The following is a 26972-nucleotide window of genomic DNA, read 5'->3' as shown; positions in this document are numbered from 1 at the left end:
AGCCTATCCCTTTGAAACTTAATGTGGTTGCTGTTTCTTTGTATCTCTCGCTATATCTTTATGATTCGCCGTGATAGTAATTATTCCTGCTGTTTTATCTTTTTATTGTGAGGTTTTTGAGGGGTTTTTGCACCGGAATCATTAAATCTGTTTTTTTGATTAATGCAATCTAATATATAAAAAGAGTATTCCATTGAGAACAGCAGCTTTCCGTCGCTAAGGGAATGGTTGATTATTTCTTCAATTTTGCCTAACCGGTAAAAGAATGTGCTGCGATGTATATGCAATGCTTCTATAGACTCTTTTACCGAACGGTTGTTATCAAAATATGTCTTTAATGTGAGCAGGTATTCCGTATTATGCTTTTTATCATACTGGGAAAGCAGCTTGATCGGCGGACAAACAAAGCTTTCCAATTCTGACGCACTTTTATCTGCGAACAGGAACGGTATTACAACATCATCAAAAAGAAGTATGTTTTCTTCTGTTCTGGCAAGCTTTGCATAATTTGCTAAAGCCATAGCTTGCTTATAATAAATATGAGTTGACAGCAAATCTGTGAAGCAGTTGCTTACACCTCCGTAGAAACGGCTTGGCTTTAGAAACTCGCGTGTACGGGCTTGCAATTGAGGGTCGACATAGGCGTCTTTTTCTTCGAAGAGCAGGACAATGGCATCTTTGTGATATATAATCATGCTGTTTGAAAGCATGTCCCTGAGGATTTGCATGATTTGAGTGATATTGTTTATTTGTGTGTCATCCAGATAAAGAACCATAATGCGAAAATATTTATGAAAATTTCTGTTAAGCTGCGCTAAACGTTTATCCAAAACCTCCCGGCTATTTATGCGGTTTTCCAAAAGATCTGCTATAAAAGATTCATATTTCAATCCAGTCTTGCCTTTGAAAAATTGGTCTTTCTGCATCTCAATGGATATTGCCTGAGCCAGGATTTCTACTACTTCCAAATCACCTTCTTCGAATCTTCTATGCTGTTCCAGTACCCAAACAAACCCTACTGATGTCGCATAGATCTTTATCGGGCATAAAATCCAGCGGGCAGTACTATCCGGCACAGGAAAAATAAAGGCCTTTGTGGAGGAGTAAATTGTCTCCAGCAAATGACACTGGTGCATAAACTTCAACACTTCCGGATGTAGCTGTTCATAATCCTCGGTTAAAATAGAGTTTGAGGCGAAATCTATATTAGGGGTGGTACTGATAACCCTGTAGCTGGCATCCAATACTAAGATTGGATTTGAAAGCTTTTCGCCGGCAAGCAGCAAGAAAGTCTTGATTTCTCCGCCAAAATATAAAAGTGAGAATAATTGTCGTTGGTATTCTGCAAGATCTGTATTTAAATTCATAAAATCCTCTATCATTAATTTCAACTCATCAAGTTGGATGTCCGCACAAAGGCAGAATGTGCCATCTGTATGCTTGTTGGAAAGGCAGCCGACAAAAAGAAATGGCGAATTTTTCTGATGTACCAATGGCATCTGTTCACTGTAAGCCAAATACAGTGTGCCATTGTCGTCGGTATCCTCACCGTTCCAGCACTTTACACGGTATATAGGCTGGCATCTTTTTGCATTGCCGGTTATAGTCGAGTTCAACTTGGAGGAGACGTAGTCTAATATCTGATATAATATAACCATTTATAATCCTCCTGTAGAAATGCATATAACTAGACAAATGTATAATTTTTAGCCTTGCATTCTATGGTATATTCATACTGCCATCGGATGTAATTTATTATTATTCATGTTAAACTAACTATAGCAAAATTTAAAGTTACATGCAATAACTATGGTATCATATAAAAAAGTTTAGTTAGTTCCCCCTGAAAAAGTCCACTTTTGCATCACATAAGGGGAAATGTTATTTACCGGACTGTACTCCGGATTAATCTCTAACGACTTTACCAATCTTGTTAAACCATTGTTGCCAGTGAGCTGGGAATTATCCCAAACACTGGAGCGGTCATTTGTAATGCCAGCGCTTAAGAAAGCGCTGGCAGTGAGGAAGCCAGAAATCATTAACAGCGACCAGGGCAGCCACTTTACCTGTAGCGAATACATTGAGCTTTTGAAAAGAAACGGGATACAAATCAGTATGGACGGCAAAGGCCGGGCAACCGACTATAATGGAACCAAAGGTTAAGACACAAAAACAAAAAAATTAAACTATAATGGTGTCATGGAAAAGAAAAAAATTTACAGCCGAACAAAAAGCAAACATCGTGTTGGAAATGCTCAGTGGGGAGAAGACAGTAGCCGAGATCGCTGCCCAATACGAAGTCCACCCCACCCAGCTACATCGGTGGAAGGCCATAGAGAACCTACCTTCCATCTTCACCCGCGCGAACTGGAAAAGATGAGAAAGCAGTATGAAGCCGAGAAGGAGGAACTGATCAGGCAAATCGGCCAGTTGACCATAGAGGTCAATTAGTTGAAAAACAAATCCGCTGAACTCAACCAGCGCCGTCGAAAGACGTGTATGGTGGAGTGAAATCACTATTCAATAGCTTTAATTATTAATGAAAATAAGGAGTTTAAAATAAATAGAAGGGGGGATATAGATTAATTTTTCAAAAATGTCTTGACAAAGGGAAGCACCACACGCTGCAACTATTTAATAATAGGAGGATGATAAAATGGGATTTAATAATCACGATTCAAGCAGTAAACAATCGCGGGTGAGTATATACTCAGCCGACTCAATGAGTGTGGTTGTATCTGGCTATATACCCTCGCCGCAGCCTGTTCCATACGGTACGAATGTGAAGGGTGTCTATTTTGATGGCTACCCGCAAATTGTCAAAGCAGAAGCGTCGGCGCCAAAATACAAGGTGAAGGTCAAAAAAAACGTAATGGTTCCCATGCGCGACGGAGTGCGCGTGGCCATTGACATCTACTATCCCGACGCGGAAGGCGAAAAGTTTCCGGCTATCCTTTGCTGGGGAGAGTGGGGCAAGGATTGTCAAGATATCGTAGAGTGGATGGATGACAAACCACAGTTGTATTTAGACAGTCCCTTCTGGGATGGAAGCATGGAGGGCTGCAACTATAAATATACTGTTCCCAGAGGATATGTCCACATCATAGCCGAACCGAGAGGCATTGGTAATTCTGAAGGCGTTAACCTTGGCGATGCGACCCTCCATGACCGGAAAGACATCTACGACACCGTGGATTGGATCGCCAAACAGCCGTGGTGTGACGGCAATGTCGTCATGATGGGCCCATCCTCATACTCCAGGGCACAGTTGCAAGCAGCGCAGGAACCGCACCCCCACCTTGTTGCCATCCGGCCCGACGAGGCCCCGGAACCGTTTGCCGGCGAGGATTTCCACGGCATCTGGGATCCTCTTTTGTATAACATCCATATCGGCAAGCACGCCTATGATCATCTGCCGCCTACGTCTTACAAACCGCAGTCACTGGCTCAGCCAAACGCATTCAGCATGTTCTCAAAGGAGGAATTGGAGCGTAGACTCCAGGAACTCCTCGATGATCCGGACATAAAATACAATATGAAGTTCTATGCGGAGGTTAAATACCCGGCGAGCGCTCCAATGGTCGTCGATCAGTTGCTTTATCTCAAGCACCCTGTGCCGTTGGACGCAGGTCTTCAAAACATCAAGGTTCCAATGTATATTGGGGCAGCCTGGAACAATCGTCTCTATGAATGGGGGACGTTCGAAGCATACATGAAAGCCAGCCTGCCAAATAATAAAAAGAAACTCATCCTCTATCCACCCATGTTCCCGGCCCGTCCATACACATGGTACCATGACGAGGCTATCCGCTGGTTCGATTACTGGGTCAAGGGGATAGACAACGGCATTATGGATGAGCCGCCAATCAAGCTGTTTGTCATGGGAATCAACAAATGGAAGTTTGAGAGTGAATGGCCCATAGCCAGGACGAAGTGGACAAAATTCTACCTGCATCCCCAGGGTGGACTCAGTACTAAGCCCGTAGAAGGTAACTGCGAGCCGGAGTCGTTTACGCAGCCGGCGCCATATCTGGATCCAAAGGTTTATTGCTTGAGATACATCACCGAACCGTTCTCTGAGGATACAGAAGTAACCGGCAACCTGGCTCTCCACCTTGATGCCGCAATTGACATCGACGACACGAACTGGATGGTTGACGTGATCGACGTCGACCCGCAGGGCAAACGCCGCCTTATAAGTTCCGGCTACCTGAAAGCGAAATTCAGAGCCCTAGATGAGAAGAAGTCAACTCCATACAGGCCGGTCCATCTCCGTCAGGAACCGGTTCCGGTTGTTCCTGGAGAGAAAACCAGATATGATATCGCCTTGCTACCAACGTCGAATGTCTTCTTGAAGGGTCATTCCATGGAATTGGTCATAAGAAACCAGGATGACATGTTAAGTACAATGGCCAGAAATGGTGTATATATGCTCCCATTTATGCGGACGGTGACTCACACGATTTATTTTGGAGAATCGCACCTGCTTGTGCCGATTATACCGAAAATAACCGGTTAAAGTATTTACACTCTAAGCCGTTAATTTTCTCTCACAGGTAAATTTTGATAAGACGTGTTATGAAAAGTCAATAGACTAAAGCAAAAAGATCTTTGACAATCACATGGGGATCCGGGTCATTTTTTACTGCATGGTGGGGACCAACGATAATCCGGGGTCATACGACCGGTTATCTTTCTAAAGAGAGTAAATTAAATCAGGTGAATAAGTCTTCTGGCAACGGCTCCGGTAGCTATGCATGAATGCTTTCCCCGGCTGCGTTTTAGCTCATGATAGAATATTTATCTGAGTTGCCCCGGGATACCTATGTGGTTGTCAAGGATCAAGTCTATTGGCTTGGAGCTGACTAATCTAACTCTATAGTAAAGGAGAAAAGTATAATGAATAATTCTAACAAAATAAGTTATGACGCCAGAAGCAACTTTGGGGCCAAGGGATGGTGGATCATTATCTACTCTTTCATTTCTTTCTATTTATATGGGGGAGCTACCAACAGCGCATTGAATACCGTCATCCCCATGCAGTCCGCAAAGTATGGATGGGATCCTGCAACACTTCTGTCACTATCCACCCCTGCCGGATTGATTGCATTGGTAGTATGCCTGTTTTTCGGCAAAATGGTAGCGAAGAAGGGCCTGGTCAATACGGAAATAGTTGTTCTTGTTCTTGCAGGACTTTCGGTTATCTGGTGGGGCAGCGTAACAACTCTTACCGGTTATGCAATTGCCTTAATTGTGATGGTTTGTCTCATGAACACCATCCAGTTGATAGGCGGTAATATGATAATCACAAACTGGTTCCCCAAAAAGAAGGGAATTGCTATTGGATGGGCTACAATGGGCTTGAACGTTTCCAGTGCCACAATTGTACTTATTCTGACCAAATTGGCCGATGCATTAGGCGGTATAAAGGGCGCCCTCATTGCATTCGGCTGCGTGTTTTTTGTACTTGCCATAGTTACCAAGCTGTTTGTTAAAGACTACCCCGAGCAGATGGGTGCTTACCCTGACAACAATCCTGAGGAAGTCAGAAAAACAGGAACAAAGCTGAACACCGGCTGGACAAACAAGCTTGTCCTGAAGCAGAAAGAAACCTGGATTATGGGAATTGCAAACGGCCTCTATGGAATGATTACCATTGGCTTTGTATCTCAGCTCATACCTACTCTATTGCAGCGCGGAATACCCAAACCCGAAGCTCTTATGTGGATGACAATCGCATCTCTGTTTGGTATCGTAGGAAGTTATACCTGCGGCTATCTCGATCAGAAATTTGGTGCGAAAAAGTCCGCAGTATTCTATGGCATCTTTGTGGCAATCGGGCTTATTTTCTTCTTGATTCCAAACCGCGCTTGCCTGATAATATTTATTTTCATGCTTGGATTCTCATTAGGCGGATCCAACAATTATCCACCGTCAATGACTGTACAGATATTTGGACGTGAGGGCTCCATTATCGCCTTCCCGATAATTTACACCATTACCGGCGTTTTCCGTTCTCTGTGCTATGTAGTCCTTGCAGCTTCTCTCGCGCTAACCGGTTCTTATACCGGAGGGTATATAGCTTATGGTGTATTCGCTATTGTTGCGGCCATCATGTTTGCCTTAATGGATCTTAATCCAAAACAGGATCCCGCCGACCTCGATTTAATAGTAAATAACTCCGCCATCGAGGCCTAATACATCAACTATCCGGCACAAAACTTTCATTACAAGGGGAATAAATTATGCTTTTCAAATCCAAAGCCACCCTTGTTGCCTGGGTGGGAGATATCGAACGCTAACCCTGCCATTTCATGTATAGTATAGGTGATGAAATCACCTTCGACGGCGAGGTTATACGTGGACGAATCTGTCCGGACATGCTTCCTGAACTGGCATAAAAGCTTGCCAATCTGCACGTTGCTGGCCCAAGATATGTGGATCCAGCTTACTATTACGCTTTTTGGTATGCACCACCAAGTGTGGTGAACCCAAAGAAGAAGGTTTATGACGGAAATGGGTTTGATCCTGTTCTCAAGACCATCAAAGAACCGAAGTATCATCTGCGCAGCCTTCAGGACCCCAATTCCTTTAACTGGCCTCCATGCCCTGAGAGGATCGTGGCCAAAGATGTGACAATGTTCTGCCCCGATGTGCGAACCAGCGGTTTGTTTAAGTTTTCAGTCTATGACCTGGCGGATTGCGGTCAGGATTTGCCTTACTTCCGGCGTCAGATGACCATGATGGACCGCATAATAAAGGCCGGCGGTTCCTATGAAGTCGAAAAAATAGGCAACCTTTATGATGACTTTGAACGCATGGAGATTTATCCGCCTTTGGTGCGCGAGATGATACTTCCTCTTATCGATGAGCTAGAACTGCTTAATTTTGCTATTGTCAAGGATGGGGTCATCACCATAACCGAGGATGGCGCCGCGCGTGTTGCAAGATTTAAAGCAGAGACAACCCCCGACGTAATTGAAGCCCTTAAGTTATAGCAGAAGCATTAATAATTGATATATCTCTAAATAAATCAATAGAGGAGGTCTAAAAATGGAAAAGGATTTGGATCGTCGTCTGGCATATATCGAAGATATGATAGCTATTCAGCAGCTACTGAACAAGTATGTTTATATGCTTGTTACAATGGATTTTGAACATATATTCGAGGAGTGTTTTTCACAGACAAGAGACGATGTCTCAATTCAGGCGTCTGACAGCGGGGTCTATATAGGGAAAGAGCACGTTCATGAGCGTTTTTTCATGAAGTTTATGGATTTTGTCAAGCAAACTCCCGGTGCTTTTACCATGCATCTTTGCTCAAATCCGGTCATTGAAATCTCCGAAGACCGCAAATTTGCACACTCTGTGGCCTTTTCGCCTGGCTGTGCCACTGATCCCCAAAACAAGGAAGCCCTTTGGATTTGGGGAACATTCATAGACGACTACATCCGCGAGGATGACGGCTGGAAGATACTGCATCATGCATTTGTCCCCTTGTTCCGCACACCATATGATAAAGGATGGACCAAGCAGGCAGTCGGAACACAGTTATCCAAAGTCTCCGGAAAAATGGCAGACGGACCTTCCCAGTTTTGGAATCCATATGATCTTTCAAAACGCGGTGAGGAGCTTTGGGCAACACTGCCTAAACTAAAGGACTTGAAGAAGTTCGATTAGCAGGGTTCACTTAGCTTAAATATAGTGGTGAATTGATTTGAAGATGGACAAAAACCACAATGATGTCTGTCAAAATTTTTGGCCTGACGAGCAGGATTTTGTTGGAACGGATATTGCATAGAAATTTTAAAGGGCATGATATTGTTATGTAAGCTCTCGTAAACCACCAGAAAACCCCGGGTAAAACTGGGTAACAAAACAAAAAGGGGAAGGGAAGGCAAAAAATACAAAGGAACTTATGCGGGTAGATTAGCGATTGTGCAACAACAATAAATATAAGCCATAAATGGGAAATAAAGGGAAAAAGAGAGACAAAAAGAGAATAGCAAAGCTACCCTTATAGAAAAAAGAATTCCGGTAGCTATCCCACCCTCAGGAGGCGTCGGGGTCGGAGTAACGGCGGGGGCAGGAGCAGAGGAAAGTTCCCTGTTCGCGACAATGGCAGACCTTCACGCCAGCGGGACTGGAGCCCGTGCGCAAAGGCGAACCATCACCGGCGACCATTAAAGCGAGAGGGTCAGGGATAAGGCCCAGGGCTATGGAACGGTTCACACAAGACCGGGCAAAGATGAGTTGGATCAATCTCTCCGGCCTGAGGCTAAAAGACCGGCCCTGAAGGGCCCGCTTCACCATTCTCCCAACGACACCTGGGTGTTTTGGGGTAAGCTTCTGACCGGACTTCATTCTATCCTTGGGCCTAACCAAAGGAGGACGCAGCTTACGGCGGCGGTTGCGGATTTTCGTTCTATCCTCCAGCCAACAGCGGTGGAAGAAATCATAAAAAGTACCGACACCAGGCGTCTTATGCGGTTCAAAACCCGAAAGGATAGCGAGGACCTTATCGTGCTTAAGCATAGCGACCCACTGCGAAATACCAGGGACCTTCAAACTGGTCATTAACACCAAAGAACGCAGCAAGTCGATCGGGTCGAACACAGCCGGGCGGCCAGAAGCAGAATAACGGGGCAGCAATAAAGGGATGGCCGGGTCCAGATTAAGAAGCCAGACCTTGGCCAACTGGGAGGAGAAAGACAACAATCTTATCGGCTCCAAAAGAGCCAAAGAAGGTAATCTTTTCCGTAGGAACTGCTGGAACTCAGAGTGACAGCGACAAGTAAGGAGCATAAACAAAACACCACCTCAAACAGGGTATAGAAAATATTTCCACCTCCATTTTGGTGGCGTTTTGAAAAAGTCAAGGGCCAAATATAACAGTGGTAAATAAAAAAATAAGCATTACAACTTCGATCGCACATGTACTAGCTCAGTCGCCTATTTTCGGCACCTATTTCTCTCTATACCCCCTGGGGGATGGGGAGAAAAAAATAAAAGCCCTTTCTCAAGGACTTTAGTACCAACGTTTGGCAGTTTCCGAGAACCTACTGTTATTTTACGGGAGGAGGTGCCGCTATTCTATAAGCAGTGAGGGTAATAATACCTATTACATTATTTAGTTCAAAATTTATAATGCAAGGAGGATTATGAGTGTCGTACAAGGTAAAAGCTACACTAGTTGCATTTCTTGGAGAACCAGACAAGTACCCGTGCCATTTTTGTTATGAGCTTGGGGATGAAATCATTTTTGATGGTGAGAAGTGTATTGGTCGAGTATGCCCCGATCTCTTTCCGCCTCTGGTGCAAAAAGCGATGGCGATGCATGTGGCTGGTCCTCGTTATGTAGATCCCGGTTACTGGTATCCATTTTGGTATGCTCCTCCAAGTGTGAAAGATCTAAGCTTGAAGAAATATGATGGCTTGGGCTTTAGGAATGTGTTAAAGACCATTATTGAGCCACCAACACACATGCGGAATTTATTGCCGCCAGATGCATTTGTTTGGCCACCGACCAAAGAAAGAGTAGTAGCAAAGGATGTTACAGTATTGTGCCCCGATCTCAGAACAGCGGGTTTGTTTAAACTTGAAGTAATTGATCTTTCAGATAAAGGTTTCGATGTTCCCTATTTCCGCAGGCAGATGTGTATCCTGGATAGAGTTATTAAGAATCCTGGCATCAACCTAGATAAAATTCCCAGCAAGTTTACGGAAAAACAAATTATGGATATATATCCGCCTTTAGTACCAGAGATGCTGCGTCCCTTAGCAGAAGAAATTGAGCTAGTCGGTTACATGGAAATTAAAGATGGGCAGTGTTTCGCAACTGAGAAAGGCATAGCACGGTTGAAAGATTTTATTGCTACCCTTACAGATGAAGAAGTAGAATTATTAGGCGTTGGCCAGTAAGGGTTCAACCAAGAGTTATTAAGATGAAACGGGGCATGAGATTCCCTCGTGCGCCTTATCGGGCTTTAGACCCTGTGATCACACCAGAGAAAATATCGAGTGGGGGAAAGTCTAAGAGTATGACATTGAGCTAATTCTCGTAAGCCGTGTCGGAAATGGCATGTTGTACAAAATATTATTGACAGCATAGCGGAGCCCCCGGTATGCTGTCAATAATGCAGTATTAGTCTCTTGTAGATAGGCCAGAGTTTCGTTCATTGAAAAGGGTGGTTTGGGTATAGACCTTTCCCGGCAGACAATGGCCAACTGGATGCTCTATGGAGCCAACACCTGGCTAACCCATATTTATGACCGCCTCCATGAATACCTTGAATACCTTCTTAAAAGAGATATCCTCCATGCCGACGAGACCACCTTACAGGTGCTGCAGGAACCCGGGCGGGAAGCTGCTACCAAATCATATCTCTGGCTTTACCGTACCGGGCGGGACGGACCTCCCATCATCCTTTACGACTACCAGACCACCCGGGCCGGCAAACACCCCCGCCGCTTCCTGGCAGGTTTTAAAGGCTATTTACACGTCGACGGCTACGCCGGCTACAATGAACTACCAAATGTCACCCTGGTCGGCTGCTGGGCCCATGCCCGTCGAAAGTTTGACGAAGCATTAAAGGCCCTGCCGGAAGATAAACGCAACAAACCCGTAGCCGCCCGGGAGGGGCTGGAGTACTGCAACCGGCTCTTTGCCATAGAGTGCGAGTTGAAAGATAAAACACCGGAAGAACGCTATCAAATCCGCCAGGTGCGCAGCCAGCCCGTGCTGGACGCCTTTTTGGCGTGGCTTAAAAACCAAAAAGCCCGGGTACTGCCCAAAAGTTCCTTTGGACAGGCAATTTACTATTGCCTTAGCCAGTGGGATAAACTCGTAGCCTTCTTGCAAGACGGGCGTCTGGAACTCGACAACAACCGCAGCGAGCGCTCCATCAAGCCCTTCGTCATCGGCCGCAAGAACTGGTTGTTTGCCAACACCCTGCGGGGTGCCAAAGCCAGCGCCATTACCTACAGCATTATAGAAACGGCAAAAGAAAACGGGTTAAATCCCTTCCAGTACCTCATTTACTTTTTGAACAACTCCCCAACCTGGATATCCAGGATAAAGATGCCCTGGATCAACTCCTGCCGTGGTCGAAAACTCTGCTCCCTATCTGCCGGATGAATAATTAAGCTTGTTTTAGCCCCTACCCTAGATAACAGGTGGGGGTTATTTTATGCTTACGTAAAGCCCGAGTTCGACAGTTGCTAGGCAAAAAAGACTGCTTTTAAGATGACGAAGCCTTATAAATCAAGGGTTTCCGGTTTCGTGGAAGTCAAAAAATCAAAAATTGCATAGGCACCCGAATTAAGAATTAAAACTTGATGATTATGTAGTACACTATAATATAGCATTGGTGATCGGTTAACCAAAAATGTAAATTAATGCAAGTTATTCTCCTGGAAATTGCCTGTCTGCACCCAGGGATCTAAAAGGCGTTTGCGTTTAACATTGGGATCTACCCCTTCCACCAGATAGAAGTATAGGAGTTCCAGGGGTTCGTCTTCGATACCGGCGACCTTCAGTACACGCTCCAGCAAGCGACCGGATGAGGCGTAAAAGACTTCAGCCCATCGCATGGTGGTCCAGCGGTTCCCTTTTTCCGGGCTATACGCCGCATGAAGTTCAGTACCCGGTGACTTACTACCAACGTCAGCATTGCTACTAGTACCAGAGATTCCACAACCTCATTCTTGCCGCTATTGATTACGTCTAACTGGTAAATACGTTTCAGTTCTTTGAATATCAGTTCTACACTCCACCTAGCTCCATATAAAATTGCTACATCTTCCGCGCTTAATTTGCTCTGGAGAAAGGCTGGTAAGGTACAGGTGATACTCATTGGTGTCCCGGTCCAGGACCCCAATTAAACGATAGGTTTCTTTAGCCAGAGAGGCTTTTCCCTTATAAGGCCGGCGCATGAAAGTGCTGTGAGAAACCCTTCAAACCACAGTTACCAGCAGGCAAAAACACAATAAAATAGAAATTGTTGCAGAGGGACCATTCTTTCTTGCAGGGCGGTTACCGCAGTTCGGGTTATTTCCATTACCTTCGCCGCACGTTTTTTCCGACGCCAAATCCAGTTAGCCAGATGTTTCATATTCTGTACAACTGCAGTCATCTTCACCTGTTCATCTACCGCAGCCAGGCCATAGCTCCTGGCCCGATCCAGGCCATGATGTTCTTTGGCCTCGGCAAAGGCGCGTTCGATACGGACACGATAACGATAGGTACGGCGGTATTCCCTGCTTTGTTTTAGCGTTCGGGCCAGGTTCTTAGCCCTGGCTATCCGTATACGTTCTTTGCGCTTTATATAATTTGATAGGTTATAGGTACGGCGTTTCCAGGTCGGTAACGGCTCCAGCCGGACGTTTCCCATGGGTACCAGGGGCTGATAGCCTAACGCAATCACTTCCGCCAGGAAATCTCCTGCAGTGTAATTACCGTCACCCAAGAAGGAGCGTTTTCCTTTTTCAGGGGATAAAGGTGGTAAAAGGAGAGTAGCTTTTTTGAGCATCTCCAGAGCGGCTGCCCGTTCCAATGCTCCATTGGGCTGTGTTGCCATGGCGTCGATGACAACACACGAGCGAACATCAAGCAGGTTGTGGGCTAAATAGCCCAGTTTCGCTTCCTTGCCGGGACCTTTGCGGAAGAGCCGGGCCTCGGGGTCGGTGGCGGAACGATGGGTGGCGTTGCTGAACTTCTCCCCATGAAGATCCGGGTCGCCTGCTTTCCTCCCGGAAAATTCCCTGGAAGGTTTAACGTCTTGTAAAGTTTGGTCCTCTGGCTTGTTATCACTTTGCCCATCACCCCTTACCGGGGGGTCACCGCCACCTGGAGGTTCGCTTTCGTCCTCTGATTTTGTGATAGCTTCCAGCTCTTTCTCATCTTGTTTTTTGAGTTCTTCAAGGTATTTATCTATCGGTTGGGGGGTGAACGCTTCCAGGCTTTTTATCGCTGCTCTTGCCTTAATAATAGTGCCGTCGGCGGCCAATATGTCGCCTTTCACCAAACCGGCTTCCACGTATTGTCGCACAATCTCGCGCATGATCACCTCAAATAAACCGTGGTTACGCCAGAGCTTTCTGGCTCTGACCAAGGTGGTTCGATCAGGTAGAGGACTGTTAAAGTCCAGACCGCAGAACCACAGATAGCCGGCATGCAGGGGTAATTCCGTGAACAGGCGGTTTTCGGAAATACCCAGCAGGTATGACAGGGTAATGAGGCGAAAAGCTACTTCCGGGTCTATCGATGGCCGCCCGGTATGGGAGTACAAATGGGCTACCCTGTCACGGATGAATGAAAAATCAATTGCGGCATCAATACGGCGGAGGTAGTAATCCGCCGGGATCAGGCTTTCTATATCGACAACCTGGATAGTTATTTGCCGACGCAGGTTTTCCGTACGTCCCAATATCGAAATTCTCTCCTGTAAAATAGATGTGATTACTAATAAGGTTTCGATGTTGGTTGTCTAATACCTGCTATTTAGATTGGGTTTTTCACAACGCTTATGGACCTCTATTCCAGAAGGATTACCGGTTATTCAATGCGGGATAATCTCGGCCGGGAACTGGTGATTGAGGCCTTAAATAATTCCGTCACCAACCGTCGGCCAGGCCAGGGATTGCTTGTCCACTCCGACCGCAGCAGCCAGTATGCGAGCTTTGATTATCAGCAACTTTTACAGCAATATGGCTTTACCTGCTCCATGAGCCGCAAGGGAGATTGCTGGGTCAACTCCCCAATGGAAAGCTTCTTTAAAACATTGAAGATGGAACTCGTATACCAGCGGCACTTTAAAAACCCGGGCAGAAGCCGAGCTGGAAATCTTCGAGTACATCGCAACCGATTCAGGTTACATTCAGCCCTCGGGTATGAGACACCGGAAGAATTCGAGAAAAACTATGATAACCCGAGAAAAGTGGCTTAAGTTGGTGTCCTATTTTCCGGGGGAAGTCCAGATCTTTGGGCGTCTTGGCCCTTGACAAGTTTATTTTTTCTTTATGCAACGCTAGTGACCCAATGTATATTAAAGCGTGCTATTAAGGTTGTACTGCTTCAGCTTTCTATACAGGGTCGATTTACCGAGGCCAAGGAGCCTGGCGGCTTTAGGGATGTTGTTGCCGGTATAAGCCATGGCATTCTGGATAACTATCCTTTCGGCTTCCTCCATTGAGGTTATCCCCTCTATGCTGCGAATGCCTGCACTTTTCTGTGCCGTTCCCATTACTACCTCGTTAGGCAGGTGCTGGACGTCAATAAGCCCGTCCTGGGACATGTTGACGGCATAAATCATAGCATTCTCCAGCTGCCTGACGTTACCGGGCCATTCATGCTCCAAAATTATTTTTTTTGCAGCCGGGCTTATAGTTGGTAATACATGTCCTGTCTTTTTACAGTAGTATTCGATAAAATACTGGCATAACAGTAAAATATCTTCACGTCGCTGCCGCAGGGGAGGTATTTCTAGTTTGAGAACCGCCAGCCGGAAGTACAGGTCGAGGCGAAACTGGTTTTCTTGCACCATCTGGTAGAGATTTTTGTTAGTTGCAGCTATGACGCGAAAGTCAACAGGAATATACTTCCTGCCTCCCAGCCGCATTACGCGTTTTTCCTCTAAAACCCTGAGCAACGTGCCCTGGGTTTCAATGGGCATATCGCCTATTTCGTCGAGGAAAAGTGTCCCCCTGTGGGCCAGTTCAATCTTGCCCGGTCTTCCATTGCGTTCAGCACCCGTAAAAGTCCCGCCCTCATAGCCGAAGAGCTCGCTTTCGATCAGGTTTCTGGGAATCGCAGAACAGTTCAAAGCAACGAAAGGACCTTCGGGCCGGTATTGATTGTGGATGGCCTGGGCAAACAGTTCCTTGCCCGTGCCGCTTTCACCTGTTAATAAGATATTTTCACCGGCCCCGGCGAACTTGCGGGCTAGATCCTTGGCCCGGTTCAAGCTGGCACTGGTGCCAATAATATCGTCAAAATGGTACTTCGCCATTGCACCAGTTCGTACATTAACAAGGGTGTTGATTTTTTCAGCCGTGTTGAGACGGATGATGGCTCCTTCGATATGCTTTTCTTTCTGGCCCGGTATAAACTGGAGGCTGAATATACATTGGCGTTCCTTTTTCCTGTCGCGAATAGTTGCTTCCAGGTAGCTAACAGGCTTGCGGCTCGTTAATGCCTGCATTACTCTGTCGTCCACAAAGTCCCTGATGTCCCTGCCTTCAACTTTACCACCACCGGGAGAAAGTATGAGGGCCGCCTCCTGGTTAGCCTTAATTATCTTGTTATCGCAATCGACGGCTATAATCCCGGCGTCGATGCAGGCGAGAATTGTTTCCAGGGTATTATTCATCACTAGTAACCTGCGGTTTTTTTCTTCGAGTTTAAGGCTGTTTTCGATAGCTACGGCCAGGGAGGCTACCCAGCCCAGGGTATGTGATTGTAAATTTTTCAGGTTTTTTTCCCAGGGTCGTTCTCCCAGGGCCTGTACCAGGGTCAGGGTGCCAATGAGGGTGCCTTTTTCATCCATAATGGGAGCAGCTGAACAGATAGAACCCTCAAGGGCAACGCAGTAATGTTCAGGGCCGATTAACTGGACCGGGCATCTTAATATCATACTGAGGCCGTGGGCGATGGTGCCCGAGGTTGATTCGTTCCAGACAGCCCCAACTACTGCATTTATTGATTTAAAAAAGGAAATTTCATTGGCGTCTCCATCATGGTAGAGAATGGTGCCGTTGGCATTATGGAGACATAACATGTAGCCGGAAATTTTAAGCAGGTGCTTAAAGGCATTTATGAGCATTTTAGTGGTTGCAATCAACATGCTGTTTTCTTCAAGTAAAGCATCCAGTTTATCTTCAGGTATATTATCACCGATCTTTGCGGCAAAGGGATCGATATTATTTTTGTATGATCTTAGCCAGGAATCGGCAACCTCGGGGCTCAAACAGGTGAAAGTCCGTGGGTCTTCATTGTACTTGAGAAAGCGCTGTTTACACTCGTGAATTTCTTGCCAGCGCCTCTGGAATAGGTCATACTCGAAAGATTTTGCCATAAAATCGCCCCGGCTATCGGCACAGGCTATATCAGGCCTGATAACTTCCATACCGACCCTCCTAAAAAAAGGTAACATCCTGAAGATTTTTCTCTTTTTTGAGAATGTCTTGTATCAAAAAGGGAAAATATCAAGCTTAACTTTTATCTCGCAAGTGGCTTGAACTTACTTTAGTTAATATTGTATCAAGCAATATCCGGCGTTTTAATGAAGACCTTATTTTTTACTTTTTGCTGGCATGATTTTTGCAAATTATTTATTAATCGATGAGGAAGTACCGTTATGGTGTCCGGGGGGCCTGGTCCAGCAAGCGTCTCTGGAAGTGAATGTTAAATATTGACGGGCATAAGCTTTTGCCATTGCCTGGGAGGGCGAGAAGGTTAATATACTTTATAAAGCAATTAACCCTTTAAGATTAATCATCGCACATACAAATCAGATTATCAAGATCCTTTTATATATTGTTGGGAGGGATTACGCCTGGCACAAACAGCAGGTCCCGCACTGCATGAGGGTTGTATTAACGTATAACGTATTTAACTTGAAGGGCAAGTAGTTGCGAGCGGAGGTAAAAAAATGGCTGGTACCATTGAAGTCAAAAAGGCGGCATGCTATTTCTGCCATATGAACTGTGGCATGCTGGTGCACGTTGAAGACGGTGTCGTTAAAAAAGTGACGGGCGATCCGGAGCATCCCTTTAACCAGGGAGCCCAGTGTCCCCGGGGTGCTGCGGCGATGGATCACCTCAACCACATCAACAGGGTAAACTATCCTCTTAAACGTGTCGGGGAACGGGGAGAGGGTAAATTTAAACGTGTCAGCTGGGAGGAAGCCCTGGAGGACATTGCCACCCGGCTAAAAAAGTACAAAGAGGAATATGGTGCCGAAAGCATCGCCACTGCCGGGGGTACCAACCGGACTGATGACTGGGCCCGGCGTCGCTTTTTCAATCTCTTGGGGAGCCCCAATGTGGTCCACACCTCACCCGTCTGCTGGATACCCAATTTTTTAATAGAAACGGCCATTTACGGCTGGAGCGCCTTTGATCCGGAGATTATGGGCAGCCGCTGTGTGGTTGTGTGGGGCCATAACCCCGGCGCCTCGTATTTGCCGGAAATGAGGGGGCTTTTAGAAGCCCGGGAAAATAACGGTACCAAGATCATAGTCATTGACCCGCGTTACAGCGAGACGGCGGCCCGGGCCGACATTTGGTTACCCATCCGCCCGGGAAGCGACTGCGCCCTGGCCCTGGCCTGGCTTAACGTCATTATCAATGAAGAACTATATGATGCTGATTTCGTCGAGAACTGGACGGTCGGCTTTGAGGAACTGCGGGAACGGGTGCAGGAGTATACACCGGAATGGGCGGCAGAAAAGACCTGGGTGCCCGCCGAAAAGATAGCCATGGCGGCCAGGACTTATGCCACCTCGAGGCCGGCTTGTATCCAGTGGGGGGTAGCCACCGACCAGCTCGGCCGGGCTACCAGTGCCGTTGCCCAGGCAAGGGCGGTGTTGAGGGCTATCTGCGGTAACCTCGACGTTCCCGGCGGCGATGTCATGCCCGGGCCCCATCCCACATTTATTACTGACGTTGAGATGGAGCTCAACGAATTGCTGCCCGAGGAGCAGCGGGCAAAGCAACTGGGCGCGGACAGGTTTAAACTTAGCACCTGGCCGGGATATAAGCTTTTAAATGAACAGTTAGAACGCGTCTGGGGAAAAGGGCTGCCGGCCGAGTGGATGTGCGAGGCCAGCCCCCCTGTACTGTGGCGGGCCATCTTGACAGGCAAACCCTATCCGGTCAAAGCCCTGATCGTCCTTGCCGATAACCCCCTCACCTCCTATGCCAACTCCAGGCTGGTATATGAAGCCCTCAGCAAACTTGACCTGCTGGTGGTTATGGACTACTGGCTTACCCCCACGGCCTTGATGGCCGACTATGTCTTGCCGGCTGCCTCCTGGCTGGAAAGGCCGGTCTTGACGACAACCTATGGCGTTTCCGACTGGCTCATCGCTTCGGAAAGGGCCGTGCAGCCTTTATATGAGAGGAAGACCGACTACGACTTCTGGCGCGCCCTGGGTATCAAGATGGGGCAGGAGGAATACTGGCCGTGGCTGACCAACGAAGAGGTATTTCAGTACCGCCTGGAAGCGCTGGGGTACGGACTGGAAACCTATGAAGATTTTGTCCAGGGAGTACGTTTTGATTTTGCCCCAAGGGAGTACTACAAATACGTGGAAAAAGGCTTTGCCACGCCCTCCGGTAAGGTGGAGCTGAAAAGTTCAATACTGGAAACGCTGGGCTATGACCCGCTACCCCATTACGTCGAGCCTCCTTTCAGCCCGGAAGCCACGCCGGAGCTGGCCCGGGATTATCCCCTGATACTCATTGCGGGCGGGGGCTTTATGCCTTTTTACCATTCCGAACACCGCCAGATAACGCGCCTGCGCCTTCTCCATCCGCAACCCAGGGTGGCCATTAACCCTGAGCTGGCCCAAAAACTTGGCATTAAAGAAGGCGACTGGGTGTGGATTGAAACCCCGAAAGGAAAAGTCAAGCAAAGGGCTAAAATCACTACCGCCATACCACCGGGGGTAGTCCAGGCGGAACGGGGATGGTGGTATCCGGAAAAAGGAGCAGGAGAGCTTTTTGGCGTCTGGGAATCTAATATTAATGCCTGCCTGGATGACGACCCCGATACCTGCGATCCAGCCTGCGGCAGCTGGTGTACCAGGTCGGTTTTATGCCGGATTGCTAAAGTGGAAGGGTGAAAGCTATGCACTGGGGAATGGTTATTGACTTGCGCAGGTGCGTTGGTTGCCATGCCTGCACCGTTGCCTGCCAGATCGAGAATAATTTGCCGTTGGGTGAAACGTGGAATAAAGTATTAACTGTCGGGCCGGAAGGCGATTTTCCCCTGCTGGTTTCGCATTTTTTCCCGCGGCCCTGCATGCATTGTGAGGATGCTCCCTGTGTCGACGGCTGTCCTACCGGTGCCAGCCAGAAACGTCCGGACGGGATTATCATTGTAGATGGGGAACGCTGTATCGGCTGCAAGTTTTGCATGCTGGTCTGTCCCTACGGCGTGCGCCAGTTCGAGGCGGATAAGGGCATCGTGCAAAAGTGTCACCTGTGCTATGAACGGCTGGAGCAGGGGGAAATGCCGCGCTGTGTCGAAACCTGCCAGCTTAAAGCCCGTCATGTCGGGGATTTAGACGATCCCGGCAGCGAAGTGGCGGCACTGCTTAAACAGGCCAATGCCCGGCCGCTGTACCCCCACCTGGGCACGAAACCTTCGGTATATTATATTTTTCCCTAGGAGGTAGCTGTTATGGAGGATAAACAGGCAATTTGGGGCAGGCTGGCTGCCGGTTACTTCTTTTGCGCCGCCCTGGGGGCCATGGTCTTTGCCGTCATCGCTTTCCTGGATATCATTTCCTCGCCCCTTGACGGTAAGGCAAGTGGCACAGGTAGTTTTTTGGGCCTGGCAGTTGCCGGCCTGGGCGGCCTGTTATTACTTGCCGAGCTGGGCAACAAAAAGCGCTTTCTTTTAGTATTCAGCCGTATGCAGTCAATTATGACCAAAGGGGCCTTATTTTTAGCCTGCTTCATAGTGCTGGCGGCAATTTATACCAGCTTTTGGTTTGATATCTTTCCCTGGGCCGGGGCAAATGCCGGGCGGCGGGTTATCGGGTTCCTGGGCATTATTTTCGCCGTGGCCCTGGTTATGTACCCGGGCTTAGAGCTGGGCGAGGCGCGGGGCCGCTCCTTCTGGAACGGTAGCGCCCTGGTACCCCTGTGGTTGACAGCGGCCCTTACTTCCGGTTTGGCGGGGGTAATCCTGGTGGCGGCCGTGACCGGGGCATCAATAGCTCCGGCTATTGCCCTCCTGGATAAAATCCTTCTGGCCCTGATCGTCACCAAGGTAATCTTAATCGCGGCTTATATTATGGGGATGCGGCGCGCCGCCCCTGAGGAGGCCCGCCGTTCGGTGGCAACGCTTCTTAGCGGCAGCCTGAAAAATATTTTCTGGTGGGGGATTGTTGTCTGCGGGCACATCATCCCTTGCTTCCTTTATTTCGGGGGCAGCGGTGCCGGTATCTTGGCCATAAAATCATTGTTTGTTTTGGCAGGAGAAGCCTGCCTGCGAGCTGCCTTTCTCCAGGCCGGCGTCCGGGTAAGTCTTCCGGGTGAAGATAACGAGTGGTACCAGGAAGAGGAAATAGCCGTCCTGGCCGCACGACTGGAGCAGACATGGCAGGAAAGGGCGGCCTGGCTCAATGGTAAATAATTTGCGGGCACGGGCGGAAGTGACCCTGGCCCGGCCCGAAGACGGCCCGGAGTTACGGGCATTATTGCTGGACTGGGGGATGGACCTGGCCGGGGAACCGGAACAACACGCCGTGATCAAGGTGAGCGGGAAAATCTTTGCGGGAGGTAAAATAACCTGGCTGGAGGAAAATGCTTTTCACATGGAATTGCTGGCGGTAAAGAGAGAAGCCAGGGGCCGGGGATTAGGAGGAATGTTGCTTTTGGAGTTAATCAAAAAACCTTGGGCCTATTGCGACAGTTCGCCGGCCGGTGGCTGCGTCTCTTACCGTGTAACGACAATTGCCAGGGGTGAGGCCGCGGGATTTTACCGCAGGTACGGCTTCCGGAACTGCCATTTCTCTGACCTGGCGACAATTTACAGGGAACAGTGCCGCGACTGTCCGGAACGGGAGGCCTGCCGGCCGGTACCCATGATTTATATACAGGAGGTTAGTTAGTTGCGCCAAGCGGTAGTAGTTTTTACCAAAGTACCCAGAAGCGGTGATATCAAAACCCGCCTGACAAAGGAAAGAGGCGGGGTTCTAACAACCGAAGAAGCGAAGATACTCTATGAGGCCTGTCTCCTTGATGTTATCGAAGTTGCCTTGTCGGCCTGCGAGGACGAGGGTGCCGAACTCTGGATCTGTCATGATGCCGCCGGCGACGGCGCTTACCTCCAATCCCTCCTTAAAGGCCTGGCCTATCCGGAAAGGATAAATGGTATCTTTGCCGACAGGGGAGGTTCCTTCGATGATTGTATGCAATTTGCCGCCGATTATGTTATCAAACCCCAAGGAGGAAAAAGAAAGGCCGATAGTGTTGTTATCATCGGCGGGGATCTACCCACACTGCAGCCGGCTACCCTGAAAAAGGCTTTTACCGCTTTAGCCAGGTTCAGTCAAAGTGAGGCCGGGCGGGAAGCGGTGCGGCAGGCCGGTAGCAATTCAACACCGGACATGGGGGCGGCCCTTGTCGAGGCGCCCTGCCAGGAGGGGGGATTTTCCCTGGTAGGCTACACCTGGACTACACCCTTTGATTTTTACGGCGTATTTTACAACAGCGACGGTATAACGGCCCTGGATATGCTGGTTAATAAAGCGGTGGCAAAAAAGATACCTTTTACCGCCCTGGAGATGGTTCCCGACGTAGATATCCCCATCGATTTAGCCAGCATCATTCCCGTACTGCGTTCCCTGGAACTTGCCGCTGCGACTGATTCTGGCGTGATGGTGCCCCGGCGTACCCTGGCAGTTCTGCGGGAGCTGGGTCTCGAAGCAGCCGCCCTGCCGCCGGAGCGGTAAAGGTCAGCATTAAGTTTTTGCGGTTTTAACTGCAGGACGGACCCCGTGACAGTAACAGCGTGTAAGAAAGGATGGGGAGATTGAATATTGTCGGGGGAAATTCCGGGGGAGTATTTGGTAATCGCAAAAACATAATGGAAAAGTGCTCCGCCTGCGGCTTATGTGTGGATTCGTGCCTGTTGCTGCAGGAGATTGGCGAGGTTCCCCTGGATATTGCCACGCGGGGACCGGCAATCGAGGAAGCATTTTCCTGTAACCTCTGCGAACTGTGTACCGCCGTATGCCCGGAAGACCTGTCACTGGCGGGCATGTTTGCCGCTAAACGTGTAGAAGCAGTAGCAAACGGGGAATTTCCTATTTACGATTATCGCTATATTTACCCGGACCGGGAACTCAATGTTTGCAAACTCTATCGGGAAAAGTACCATATAGACTATAACGATTTGCCATTAGACAAAAAAGGTGCGGTAGCCTTTTTCCCGGGATGCACTATGTTTACTTATGCGCCGGCGATAACAAGGGCTGCTTTTAACCACCTCCAGGAATTATGGCCTTACATCTCCCTCTTGACAGATTGCTGTGGTAAACCCCTTTACCAGATGGGTTTAAGAGAGCGTGGCGAAAGTTATACCGGCTACATTAAAAGTAAACTAATAGGTCTTGGGGTGAAAGTATTAATAACTGCTTGCCCCAATTGTTTTTACCAGCTTCGCGCCGACCTGGCGCCTGCCGGCGTAGAGGTCAGGACCATATATGAAAGCTGGGGTGAGGGCAAGCCCGGTACGTCATCAGTAACCATCCATGACTCCTGTCCTGACCGGCATGAAGGCATCTTTGCGCGGCAGGTCAGGGGAGTCCTGGAACGGCTGGGATATCAGCGGGTTGAAATGGAACACCACGGTACGACCACCTTCTGCTGCGGTAGCGGCGGGCAGGTAAGTCACTTCCGCCCGGACCTGGCGGAAGCCCTAATCGTGCGCCGCCTTGAAGAAGCGGGAAAAACCGGGGCCGGGATCCTTGCAGGCTACTGCTTGAGCTGCGTCCTCAATTTCGCCCGTATTTCCAGCGGCATTAAGGTGCGCCATGCACTTGATTTATTGCTTGGTCTGGACGAGGATTACAACGGAATCAAGGAAAGGGCAAGGGCCCTTTTTAGCGGGCCCGAAGGCGAAGAAAACTGGCAGCGGGTAATGGCGGAATAACTGTCGCAGTCAAGGGAGAGAAAACTGTGGATAACCAGCAACTGGCAAGCATTTATAAAGACATATTAGCCCTGCGCTGGGAGCCGGTAGCAGTGCGGTTACTGCGTCCCGGTGAGGCTGTACCCGCAGGGGTGGCAGAGCCTACGGCAAGGTTGCGGCACTGCCAGTCAATTATTGCTGCCCGGCGGGGTTATAGCCTGTATATGCCGACGCGCCGGCACGCCTGCCCCGACGGTGCGGCCATAATGGGACTTATACCTATGCCGCCGAAACTGCAATCGGGGGAATTATACCTCCTGTTTAAAAAGTTGCCTACCCTGGAATGCGCCCGGAAGATGATCGCCGCCCGGCCTTATTTCCCGGCCGGCAGCTACGAGGCCACCCTGGTAGCGCCGCTAAGTAAAGCCAGCTTTGAAGCCGACGTGGTAATCTTTACCCTGTGGCCGGAGCAGGCCATGTGGCTATGTATGGCCCAATCGTATAACAGCGGTGAGAGGCACAGCTTTAACACCTCGGGTTATAATTCAACCTGTGCGGACCTTACTGTCCAGCCCATGCAGACCGGGAAAATGAATATCTCCTTTGGTTGTTACGGCGGCCGTGCTTCAAGCGATATTGACGACTTCGAGCTTTATCTCTCTCTACCGGCCGCACAGCTGGAGATGGTGGCCCGTTCATTGCAAAAACTGGCACAGAAGAGCATACCTGAAGCGCGGCATAAAATCTATATGCCGCCCGTTCTTGATAAAGTAGGTGCACCGGAGAAAAAAAGAGGGGATGTCCCGGCGGTCCAGATCAGCATAGATGCCGCCAAATGTTTAGGTGAGGGTCTGTGTGCCGACTTTTGCCCTTACGGCGTGCTTGTTATGGAAGAACATGATGGCCGCCAGGTACCTGTTGTCAAGAACCCGGAGCAGTGTACTGCCTGTTACACCTGCGTGGGCCAGTGCCCTGCAGGTGTTATCCAGGTTTTACAGCAGGGGCAGTAGTGGTCCCGGCCGGCGGTCTTTATGAAAATAGTTTACCTGAACTTTTAAGGAGAACAGGAGTTTTGCTCAACCTTATAGAAAAAATTATTTAATCAAATATTGAGTTTCCGGAGGTTTATGGGGTATGGCAAAAGTGGAGATGAAGCTGCTGGGTACGAGTGCCGGACCGGGTGTTCCGGCTTTCTTTTGCGAATGCCCCGCGTGCCGGGAGGCCAGGACCAACCCGGCGGCAGCACGGACACGGAGCACGGCTTTGCTCACCATAGATGACAAACGGGTTTTGATAGACGCTTCGCCCGATCTAAGGGTACAATTGTGCCGCGAGGGTGTGGTGGATATTGACAGTGTTTTCCTGACCCACTGGCACCACGACCATTATGCCGGGCTGGGGGAACTGGAGTATTATCTACGATTAAAGGAGAAGGACCGGCGCTTACCCATCTATTTGCCGCCCGGGTACTTGGAGGAGTTCGCCGCTGTTTTTCATCGCCTGGTCGAAATTGTAGACCTGAGGGAGTGGAGATATGAACATACGTATGGTTTAGAAGGGGTGAGCCTGACACCTTTGCGGGCTAACCATGGTATTACAACAGCGGGTTTTTTGATAGAGGCAGGCAAGAAGCTGGCTTATTTTCCCGACACTTCCGGGCTGCCAGATGCAACGCTGGCCAAAGTTAAAGGGGTCGATTATCTAGTATGCGATGCTACCTTTTATGGAGAAAACTGGTATCCAGATACCCACATGACATTGGCCGGGGCAATAGAATTGGGGAAAAGCGTGGGTGCAGGGGAAACTATCCTTACGCATCTTTCCATGCACTACAGCATCCCGTTGACGGTGGAACAGTTAAAAGGGGAGCTGGCGAGGTTTAATGGCGTCCTGGCAGGTTATGACGGAATGAATATAGAATTGTAATAAAAATAGCTGTTCGGTAGCCATTTGCAGTTCTTCAGCAGCCTTCTATAAGAATTCCATGGCCCTGGTAGAGGCGCCAGGGACGGTAAAGACCACGGATGCAGGGGAGGCTGCGAGTAAATGCCGGGGATGGCCCAACAGGAGGGAGTTGAATTTATTTTGATACAAAAAGATATTGTATACCTTGTTGATAAGGCGAAAACGGGAGAGATGCTCAACCGGGAAGAAATAGCAACCCTTTTTGATACTGCTCCATTTACGGCCGAGGCTGCTTATATCCAGCATGCCGCGCGAGAAATCAGCTCGAAGGTCAGTAACAATACGGCCGAAGTACATGCTCACGTCGGCATCAATGTGGGCCCTTGCACCCGGAATTGTAAATGGTGTTCCTTTGCTGCCGTCAATAAGGTGTTTGTTAAGGGCAGTGTTATGCCTATAGGGGAGATAGTAAAACGATGTCTAAAAATGGAACGAGATGGGGCCAACGCCATCTATCTCGTCTCTACCGGGACTTTTCCTTTTGGACGGCTGTTGGAGATAATTCAAGAAGTTCGCCGCAACCTGTGCCCTGATACAGTATTGATAGGCAACATTGACGATTTTACCCTTAAAGAGGCATATGCCCTCCGGGATGCTGGCCTGAACGGTGTATATCATGCCGTTCGTTTGCGAGAAGGCGTTGAATCCTCTATCCCTGTAGAAAAAAGGCTGGCTACCATGCGCGCGGCCCGTGAAGCCGGCCTGGTCCTCGGCACGTGTGTGGAACCGGTGGGGCCTGAGCATACGACAGCAGAACTGGTGGAAGCAACTATCATCGCCAGGGAATGCGGCGCTGTGTATAGCGGCTGCATGCGCCGGATCGCCGTACCCGACACCGAAGTAGGAAAGCGGGGGATGATCGACGAAGAGCGGCAGGCGTATATTTTAGCCGTCATTCGTTTATCCACCCAGCAAGAAATGATTGGCATGTGCTGGCATGAACCGAGTGCAGTTGGCTCCCGGGCGGGTGCCAACATCATGTGGGCAGAAACCGGTTCCAGCCCGCGGGATACGCATGAGGATTGCGAAAGAACGCGCGGGCGTTCGGTAGCCGAAGTGAGAAAAATGTATCTGGATACCGGGTGGGCAGTGCTGGACGGGCCTTCCTTGATCTGGCGGGCCGGGATCAGGACGCTACAAAAGGAGGTAGTGTGATTATGCATATGAAACGGATGAAAAATACCTTGTCGCTATTACTGGCTCTGACTTTGCTTGCTTTTATGGGTGCCGGGTGTGCAACCCAATCATCTAAACCAGCGGGAGAAACTTCACTAAAGCCGGTGCGACTGGGCATCGTTCCGTTACCGCATTATGCCCATATATGGATAGCGAAGAAAAACGGCTATATCGAAGAAGAGCTGGCCAGAGCAGGTTACAAGTTAGACTGGCAGCCATTTAACCTGGGTCCGGTAGTAAGCGAGGCTTTTGCAGCTGGACACTTAGATGTAGGCGTAATGGGGGATTTTCCGGCATTTATCGGGCGCTCGGCCGGTACGGATTATCAAATCGTATCAATTGCTTCCACTGCGCCTGAAGCTTTAGCCGTAGTTGTCCGCATGGATGCCGGCATAAGTAGTATCGCCGATCTGAAAGGCAAGAAAGTTGGTACAACGCGCGGAGCTTATGGCACAAAACTATTATCCCTGCTCCTAGATAAGAATGGGATGACTATGGATGATATCCGGTTTGTCAACCTTTCAATGGACGATTTGGCTGTAGCCCTTGTCCGTGGTGATGTAGATGCCGGTGTGATGTGGGACCCCCTGCTAACCCGGATGGAGGATGCGGGGGAGATAAGCATTATTGCCAACGGGACGGGCGTTTACCAGGGAACGGCGGTCGTCGTAGCTGCAACAAAGTTTATCACCGAGAACCAGAAGGCAGTGGAAGCGCTGAAAACAGCATTTGCCAGGGGGTCGCAATTTATCCGGGATAACCCCGATGAGGCCATACGGCTTCTGAACGAAGATTTAAAAATACCTCCCGAACAGCTGAAGAAAATTCTCCGCAAGTTCAATTACGATGGAGCCATAACTGACAGCCTGGTTGCTGAACTGAAGGATACAGAAAAGTTCTTGCGGGAAACGGGTTTGATCAAAAACCCTGTAGATATGGAGGTTTTCCTGCGGAAATAAGCTCC

Annotated in this window: 24 protein-coding genes and 2 pseudogenes; 20 read left to right on the top strand and 6 right to left on the bottom strand. The window is 48.9% G+C overall.

Features of this window, described 5'->3' with window-relative positions:
* Positions 1 to 80 precede the first annotated feature (80 nt).
* Positions 81 to 1658 carry a PucR family transcriptional regulator gene (locus NWF31_RS10100; RefSeq protein ID WP_258360376.1) on the bottom strand — a complete coding sequence of 526 codons (1578 nt, stop codon included), beginning with the start codon at positions 1656 to 1658 and terminating at the stop codon, positions 81 to 83.
* A gap of 292 nt (positions 1659 to 1950) precedes the next feature.
* On the opposite strand from NWF31_RS10100, the pseudogene NWF31_RS10095 reads away from it, so the two are divergent.
* The 7 genes and pseudogenes from NWF31_RS10095 to NWF31_RS10070 all read left to right on the top strand — a co-directional run.
* Positions 1951 to 2142 (top strand): annotated as a pseudogene (locus NWF31_RS10095) (DDE-type integrase/transposase/recombinase); the annotation flags it as partial.
* Between the two features lie 49 nt (positions 2143 to 2191).
* Positions 2192 to 2380, top strand: a complete 189-nt coding sequence (locus tag NWF31_RS15020; RefSeq protein WP_422880274.1) for a transposase — start codon at positions 2192 to 2194, stop codon at positions 2378 to 2380.
* Positions 2323 to 2451, top strand: a complete 129-nt coding sequence (locus NWF31_RS10090; RefSeq protein ID WP_258360375.1) for a hypothetical protein — start codon at positions 2323 to 2325, stop codon at positions 2449 to 2451. The genes NWF31_RS15020 and NWF31_RS10090 overlap by 58 nt, the downstream gene beginning before the upstream one ends.
* Positions 2452 to 2656: 205 nt before the next feature.
* Positions 2657 to 4519 carry a CocE/NonD family hydrolase gene (locus NWF31_RS10085; RefSeq protein ID WP_258360374.1) on the top strand — a complete coding sequence of 621 codons (1863 nt, stop codon included), beginning with the start codon at positions 2657 to 2659 and terminating at the stop codon, positions 4517 to 4519.
* 380 nt (positions 4520 to 4899) lie between these two features.
* The gene (locus tag NWF31_RS10080) at positions 4900 to 6198 is read left to right on the top strand and encodes an MFS transporter (RefSeq protein ID WP_258360373.1); all 1299 of its coding nucleotides are present in this window, start codon (positions 4900 to 4902) and stop codon (positions 6196 to 6198) included.
* A 239-nt stretch (positions 6199 to 6437) separates the two neighbouring features.
* Positions 6438 to 6998: a hypothetical protein gene (locus tag NWF31_RS10075; protein ID WP_258360372.1), complete on the top strand. Its 561-nt coding sequence runs from the start codon at positions 6438 to 6440 to the stop codon at positions 6996 to 6998.
* Between the two features lie 55 nt (positions 6999 to 7053).
* Entirely contained in the window at positions 7054 to 7680 is a 627-nt protein-coding gene (locus NWF31_RS10070; RefSeq protein ID WP_258360371.1) for a nuclear transport factor 2 family protein, read from the top strand.
* Positions 7681 to 8052: 372 nt separating this feature from the next.
* On the opposite strand, the gene NWF31_RS10065 is transcribed toward NWF31_RS10070, so the two are convergent.
* A complete protein-coding gene (locus NWF31_RS10065) occupies positions 8053 to 8313 on the bottom strand; it encodes a hypothetical protein (RefSeq protein WP_258360370.1) in 261 nt (86 codons plus the stop codon).
* A gap of 852 nt (positions 8314 to 9165) precedes the next feature.
* Between NWF31_RS10065 and NWF31_RS10060 the strand changes: the two genes are divergently transcribed.
* Together NWF31_RS10060 and tnpC are read left to right on the top strand one after the other, a co-directional pair.
* The gene (locus NWF31_RS10060) at positions 9166 to 9921 is read left to right on the top strand and encodes a hypothetical protein (RefSeq protein WP_258360369.1); all 756 of its coding nucleotides are present in this window, start codon (positions 9166 to 9168) and stop codon (positions 9919 to 9921) included.
* Between the two features lie 274 nt (positions 9922 to 10195).
* Positions 10196 to 11145 (top strand): annotated as a pseudogene (tnpC, locus tag NWF31_RS10055) (IS66 family transposase); the annotation flags it as partial.
* A gap of 249 nt (positions 11146 to 11394) precedes the next feature.
* Here tnpC and NWF31_RS10050 read toward each other — a convergent pair.
* The 3 genes from NWF31_RS10050 to NWF31_RS10045 all read right to left on the bottom strand — a co-directional run bounded on the left by NWF31_RS10050 (position 11395) and on the right by NWF31_RS10045 (position 13427).
* The gene (locus NWF31_RS10050) at positions 11395 to 11592 is read right to left on the bottom strand and encodes a hypothetical protein (RefSeq protein WP_258360368.1); all 198 of its coding nucleotides are present in this window, start codon (positions 11590 to 11592) and stop codon (positions 11395 to 11397) included.
* The gene (locus tag NWF31_RS15015; protein ID WP_422880273.1) at positions 11535 to 11855 is read right to left on the bottom strand and encodes a transposase; all 321 of its coding nucleotides are present in this window, start codon (positions 11853 to 11855) and stop codon (positions 11535 to 11537) included. Before NWF31_RS15015 ends, NWF31_RS10050 begins: the two co-directional genes overlap by 58 nt.
* 111 nt (positions 11856 to 11966) lie before the next feature.
* On the bottom strand, positions 11967 to 13427 hold the full coding sequence (locus tag NWF31_RS10045; protein ID WP_258360367.1) for a transposase: 1461 nt from the start codon (positions 13425 to 13427) through the stop codon (positions 11967 to 11969).
* 99 nt (positions 13428 to 13526) lie between these two features.
* On the opposite strand from NWF31_RS10045, the gene NWF31_RS10040 reads away from it, so the two are divergent.
* On the top strand, positions 13527 to 13946 hold the full coding sequence (locus tag NWF31_RS10040) for a DDE-type integrase/transposase/recombinase (protein ID WP_258360366.1): 420 nt from the start codon (positions 13527 to 13529) through the stop codon (positions 13944 to 13946).
* Positions 13947 to 14045: 99 nt separating this feature from the next.
* Here the strand turns inward: NWF31_RS10040 and NWF31_RS10035 are convergent, their stop codons facing one another.
* Positions 14046 to 16124 (bottom strand): sigma-54-dependent Fis family transcriptional regulator, encoded by a 2079-nt coding sequence (locus NWF31_RS10035; RefSeq protein ID WP_258360365.1) that lies wholly within the window; start codon positions 16122 to 16124, stop codon positions 14046 to 14048.
* Positions 16125 to 16649: 525 nt separating this feature from the next.
* On the opposite strand from NWF31_RS10035, the gene NWF31_RS10030 reads away from it, so the two are divergent.
* The 10 genes from NWF31_RS10030 to NWF31_RS09985 all read left to right on the top strand — a co-directional run bounded on the left by NWF31_RS10030 (position 16650) and on the right by NWF31_RS09985 (position 26967).
* A complete protein-coding gene (locus NWF31_RS10030; protein WP_258360364.1) occupies positions 16650 to 18845 on the top strand; it encodes a molybdopterin-containing oxidoreductase family protein in 2196 nt (731 codons plus the stop codon).
* A 5-nt stretch (positions 18846 to 18850) separates the two neighbouring features.
* Positions 18851 to 19393: a 4Fe-4S dicluster domain-containing protein gene (locus NWF31_RS10025; protein WP_258360363.1), complete on the top strand. Its 543-nt coding sequence runs from the start codon at positions 18851 to 18853 to the stop codon at positions 19391 to 19393.
* A gap of 12 nt (positions 19394 to 19405) precedes the next feature.
* Positions 19406 to 20365, top strand: coding sequence for an NrfD/PsrC family molybdoenzyme membrane anchor subunit (nrfD, locus tag NWF31_RS10020; protein WP_258360362.1), 960 nt, complete (start codon positions 19406 to 19408; stop codon positions 20363 to 20365).
* Positions 20355 to 20843 carry a GNAT family N-acetyltransferase gene (locus tag NWF31_RS10015; protein WP_258360361.1) on the top strand — a complete coding sequence of 163 codons (489 nt, stop codon included), beginning with the start codon at positions 20355 to 20357 and terminating at the stop codon, positions 20841 to 20843. The genes nrfD and NWF31_RS10015 overlap by 11 nt, the downstream gene beginning before the upstream one ends.
* Complete coding sequence (locus NWF31_RS10010) at positions 20844 to 21686, top strand: TIGR04282 family arsenosugar biosynthesis glycosyltransferase (RefSeq protein ID WP_258360360.1); 843 nt, start codon at positions 20844 to 20846, stop codon at positions 21684 to 21686.
* A gap of 71 nt (positions 21687 to 21757) precedes the next feature.
* Positions 21758 to 22888 (top strand): (Fe-S)-binding protein, encoded by a 1131-nt coding sequence (locus NWF31_RS10005; RefSeq protein WP_340674373.1) that lies wholly within the window; start codon positions 21758 to 21760, stop codon positions 22886 to 22888.
* A 26-nt stretch (positions 22889 to 22914) separates the two neighbouring features.
* Complete coding sequence (locus tag NWF31_RS10000; protein ID WP_258360358.1) at positions 22915 to 23877, top strand: DUF169 domain-containing protein; 963 nt, start codon at positions 22915 to 22917, stop codon at positions 23875 to 23877.
* Positions 23878 to 24001: 124 nt separating this feature from the next.
* Positions 24002 to 24793, top strand: a complete 792-nt coding sequence (locus NWF31_RS09995; RefSeq protein WP_258360357.1) for an MBL fold metallo-hydrolase — start codon at positions 24002 to 24004, stop codon at positions 24791 to 24793.
* 120 nt (positions 24794 to 24913) lie between these two features.
* The gene (locus NWF31_RS09990; RefSeq protein ID WP_258360356.1) at positions 24914 to 25987 is read left to right on the top strand and encodes a biotin synthase BioB; all 1074 of its coding nucleotides are present in this window, start codon (positions 24914 to 24916) and stop codon (positions 25985 to 25987) included.
* Positions 25988 to 25989: 2 nt separating this feature from the next.
* Positions 25990 to 26967, top strand: coding sequence for an aliphatic sulfonate ABC transporter substrate-binding protein (locus NWF31_RS09985; RefSeq protein ID WP_258360355.1), 978 nt, complete (start codon positions 25990 to 25992; stop codon positions 26965 to 26967).
* Positions 26968 to 26972 lie beyond the last annotated feature (5 nt).

Source organism: Neomoorella sulfitireducens, assembly GCF_024733845.1.
GTDB lineage: Bacteria > Bacillota > DSM-521 > Neomoorellales > Neomoorellaceae > Neomoorella > Neomoorella sulfitireducens.
Note: the sequence above shows the minus strand (reverse complement) of the source record. Positions and strands in the feature narration are given on the sequence as shown.

Excerpts from the sequence above, each read along its gene's own strand:
- NWF31_RS10085 (WP_258360374.1), top strand. The coding sequence starts at position 2,657 with ATGGGATTTAATAATCACGATTCAAGCAGTAAACAATCGCGGGTGAGT.
- NWF31_RS10065 (WP_258360370.1), bottom strand. The coding sequence starts at position 8,313 with ATGGTGAAGCGGGCCCTTCAGGGCCGGTCTTTTAGCCTCAGGCCGGAG.
- NWF31_RS10005 (WP_340674373.1), top strand. The coding sequence starts at position 21,758 with ATGGGGAGATTGAATATTGTCGGGGGAAATTCCGGGGGAGTATTTGGT.
- NWF31_RS10025 (WP_258360363.1), top strand. The coding sequence starts at position 18,851 with ATGCACTGGGGAATGGTTATTGACTTGCGCAGGTGCGTTGGTTGCCAT.
- NWF31_RS10015 (WP_258360361.1), top strand. The coding sequence starts at position 20,355 with ATGGTAAATAATTTGCGGGCACGGGCGGAAGTGACCCTGGCCCGGCCC.
- NWF31_RS10080 (WP_258360373.1), top strand. The coding sequence starts at position 4,900 with ATGAATAATTCTAACAAAATAAGTTATGACGCCAGAAGCAACTTTGGG.
- NWF31_RS15020 (WP_422880274.1), top strand. The coding sequence starts at position 2,192 with ATGGTGTCATGGAAAAGAAAAAAATTTACAGCCGAACAAAAAGCAAAC.
- NWF31_RS10050 (WP_258360368.1), bottom strand. The coding sequence starts at position 11,592 with ATGCGATGGGCTGAAGTCTTTTACGCCTCATCCGGTCGCTTGCTGGAG.
- NWF31_RS10100 (WP_258360376.1), bottom strand. The coding sequence starts at position 1,658 with ATGGTTATATTATATCAGATATTAGACTACGTCTCCTCCAAGTTGAAC.
- NWF31_RS10035 (WP_258360365.1), bottom strand. The coding sequence starts at position 16,124 with ATGGAAGTTATCAGGCCTGATATAGCCTGTGCCGATAGCCGGGGCGAT.
- NWF31_RS15015 (WP_422880273.1), bottom strand. The coding sequence starts at position 11,855 with ATGAGTATCACCTGTACCTTACCAGCCTTTCTCCAGAGCAAATTAAGC.
- NWF31_RS09995 (WP_258360357.1), top strand. The coding sequence starts at position 24,002 with ATGGCAAAAGTGGAGATGAAGCTGCTGGGTACGAGTGCCGGACCGGGT.
- NWF31_RS09985 (WP_258360355.1), top strand. The coding sequence starts at position 25,990 with ATGCATATGAAACGGATGAAAAATACCTTGTCGCTATTACTGGCTCTG.
- NWF31_RS10070 (WP_258360371.1), top strand. The coding sequence starts at position 7,054 with ATGGAAAAGGATTTGGATCGTCGTCTGGCATATATCGAAGATATGATA.
- NWF31_RS10040 (WP_258360366.1), top strand. The coding sequence starts at position 13,527 with ATGGACCTCTATTCCAGAAGGATTACCGGTTATTCAATGCGGGATAAT.
- nrfD (WP_258360362.1), top strand. The coding sequence starts at position 19,406 with ATGGAGGATAAACAGGCAATTTGGGGCAGGCTGGCTGCCGGTTACTTC.
- NWF31_RS09990 (WP_258360356.1), top strand. The coding sequence starts at position 24,914 with ATGCCGGGGATGGCCCAACAGGAGGGAGTTGAATTTATTTTGATACAA.
- NWF31_RS10030 (WP_258360364.1), top strand. The coding sequence starts at position 16,650 with ATGGCTGGTACCATTGAAGTCAAAAAGGCGGCATGCTATTTCTGCCAT.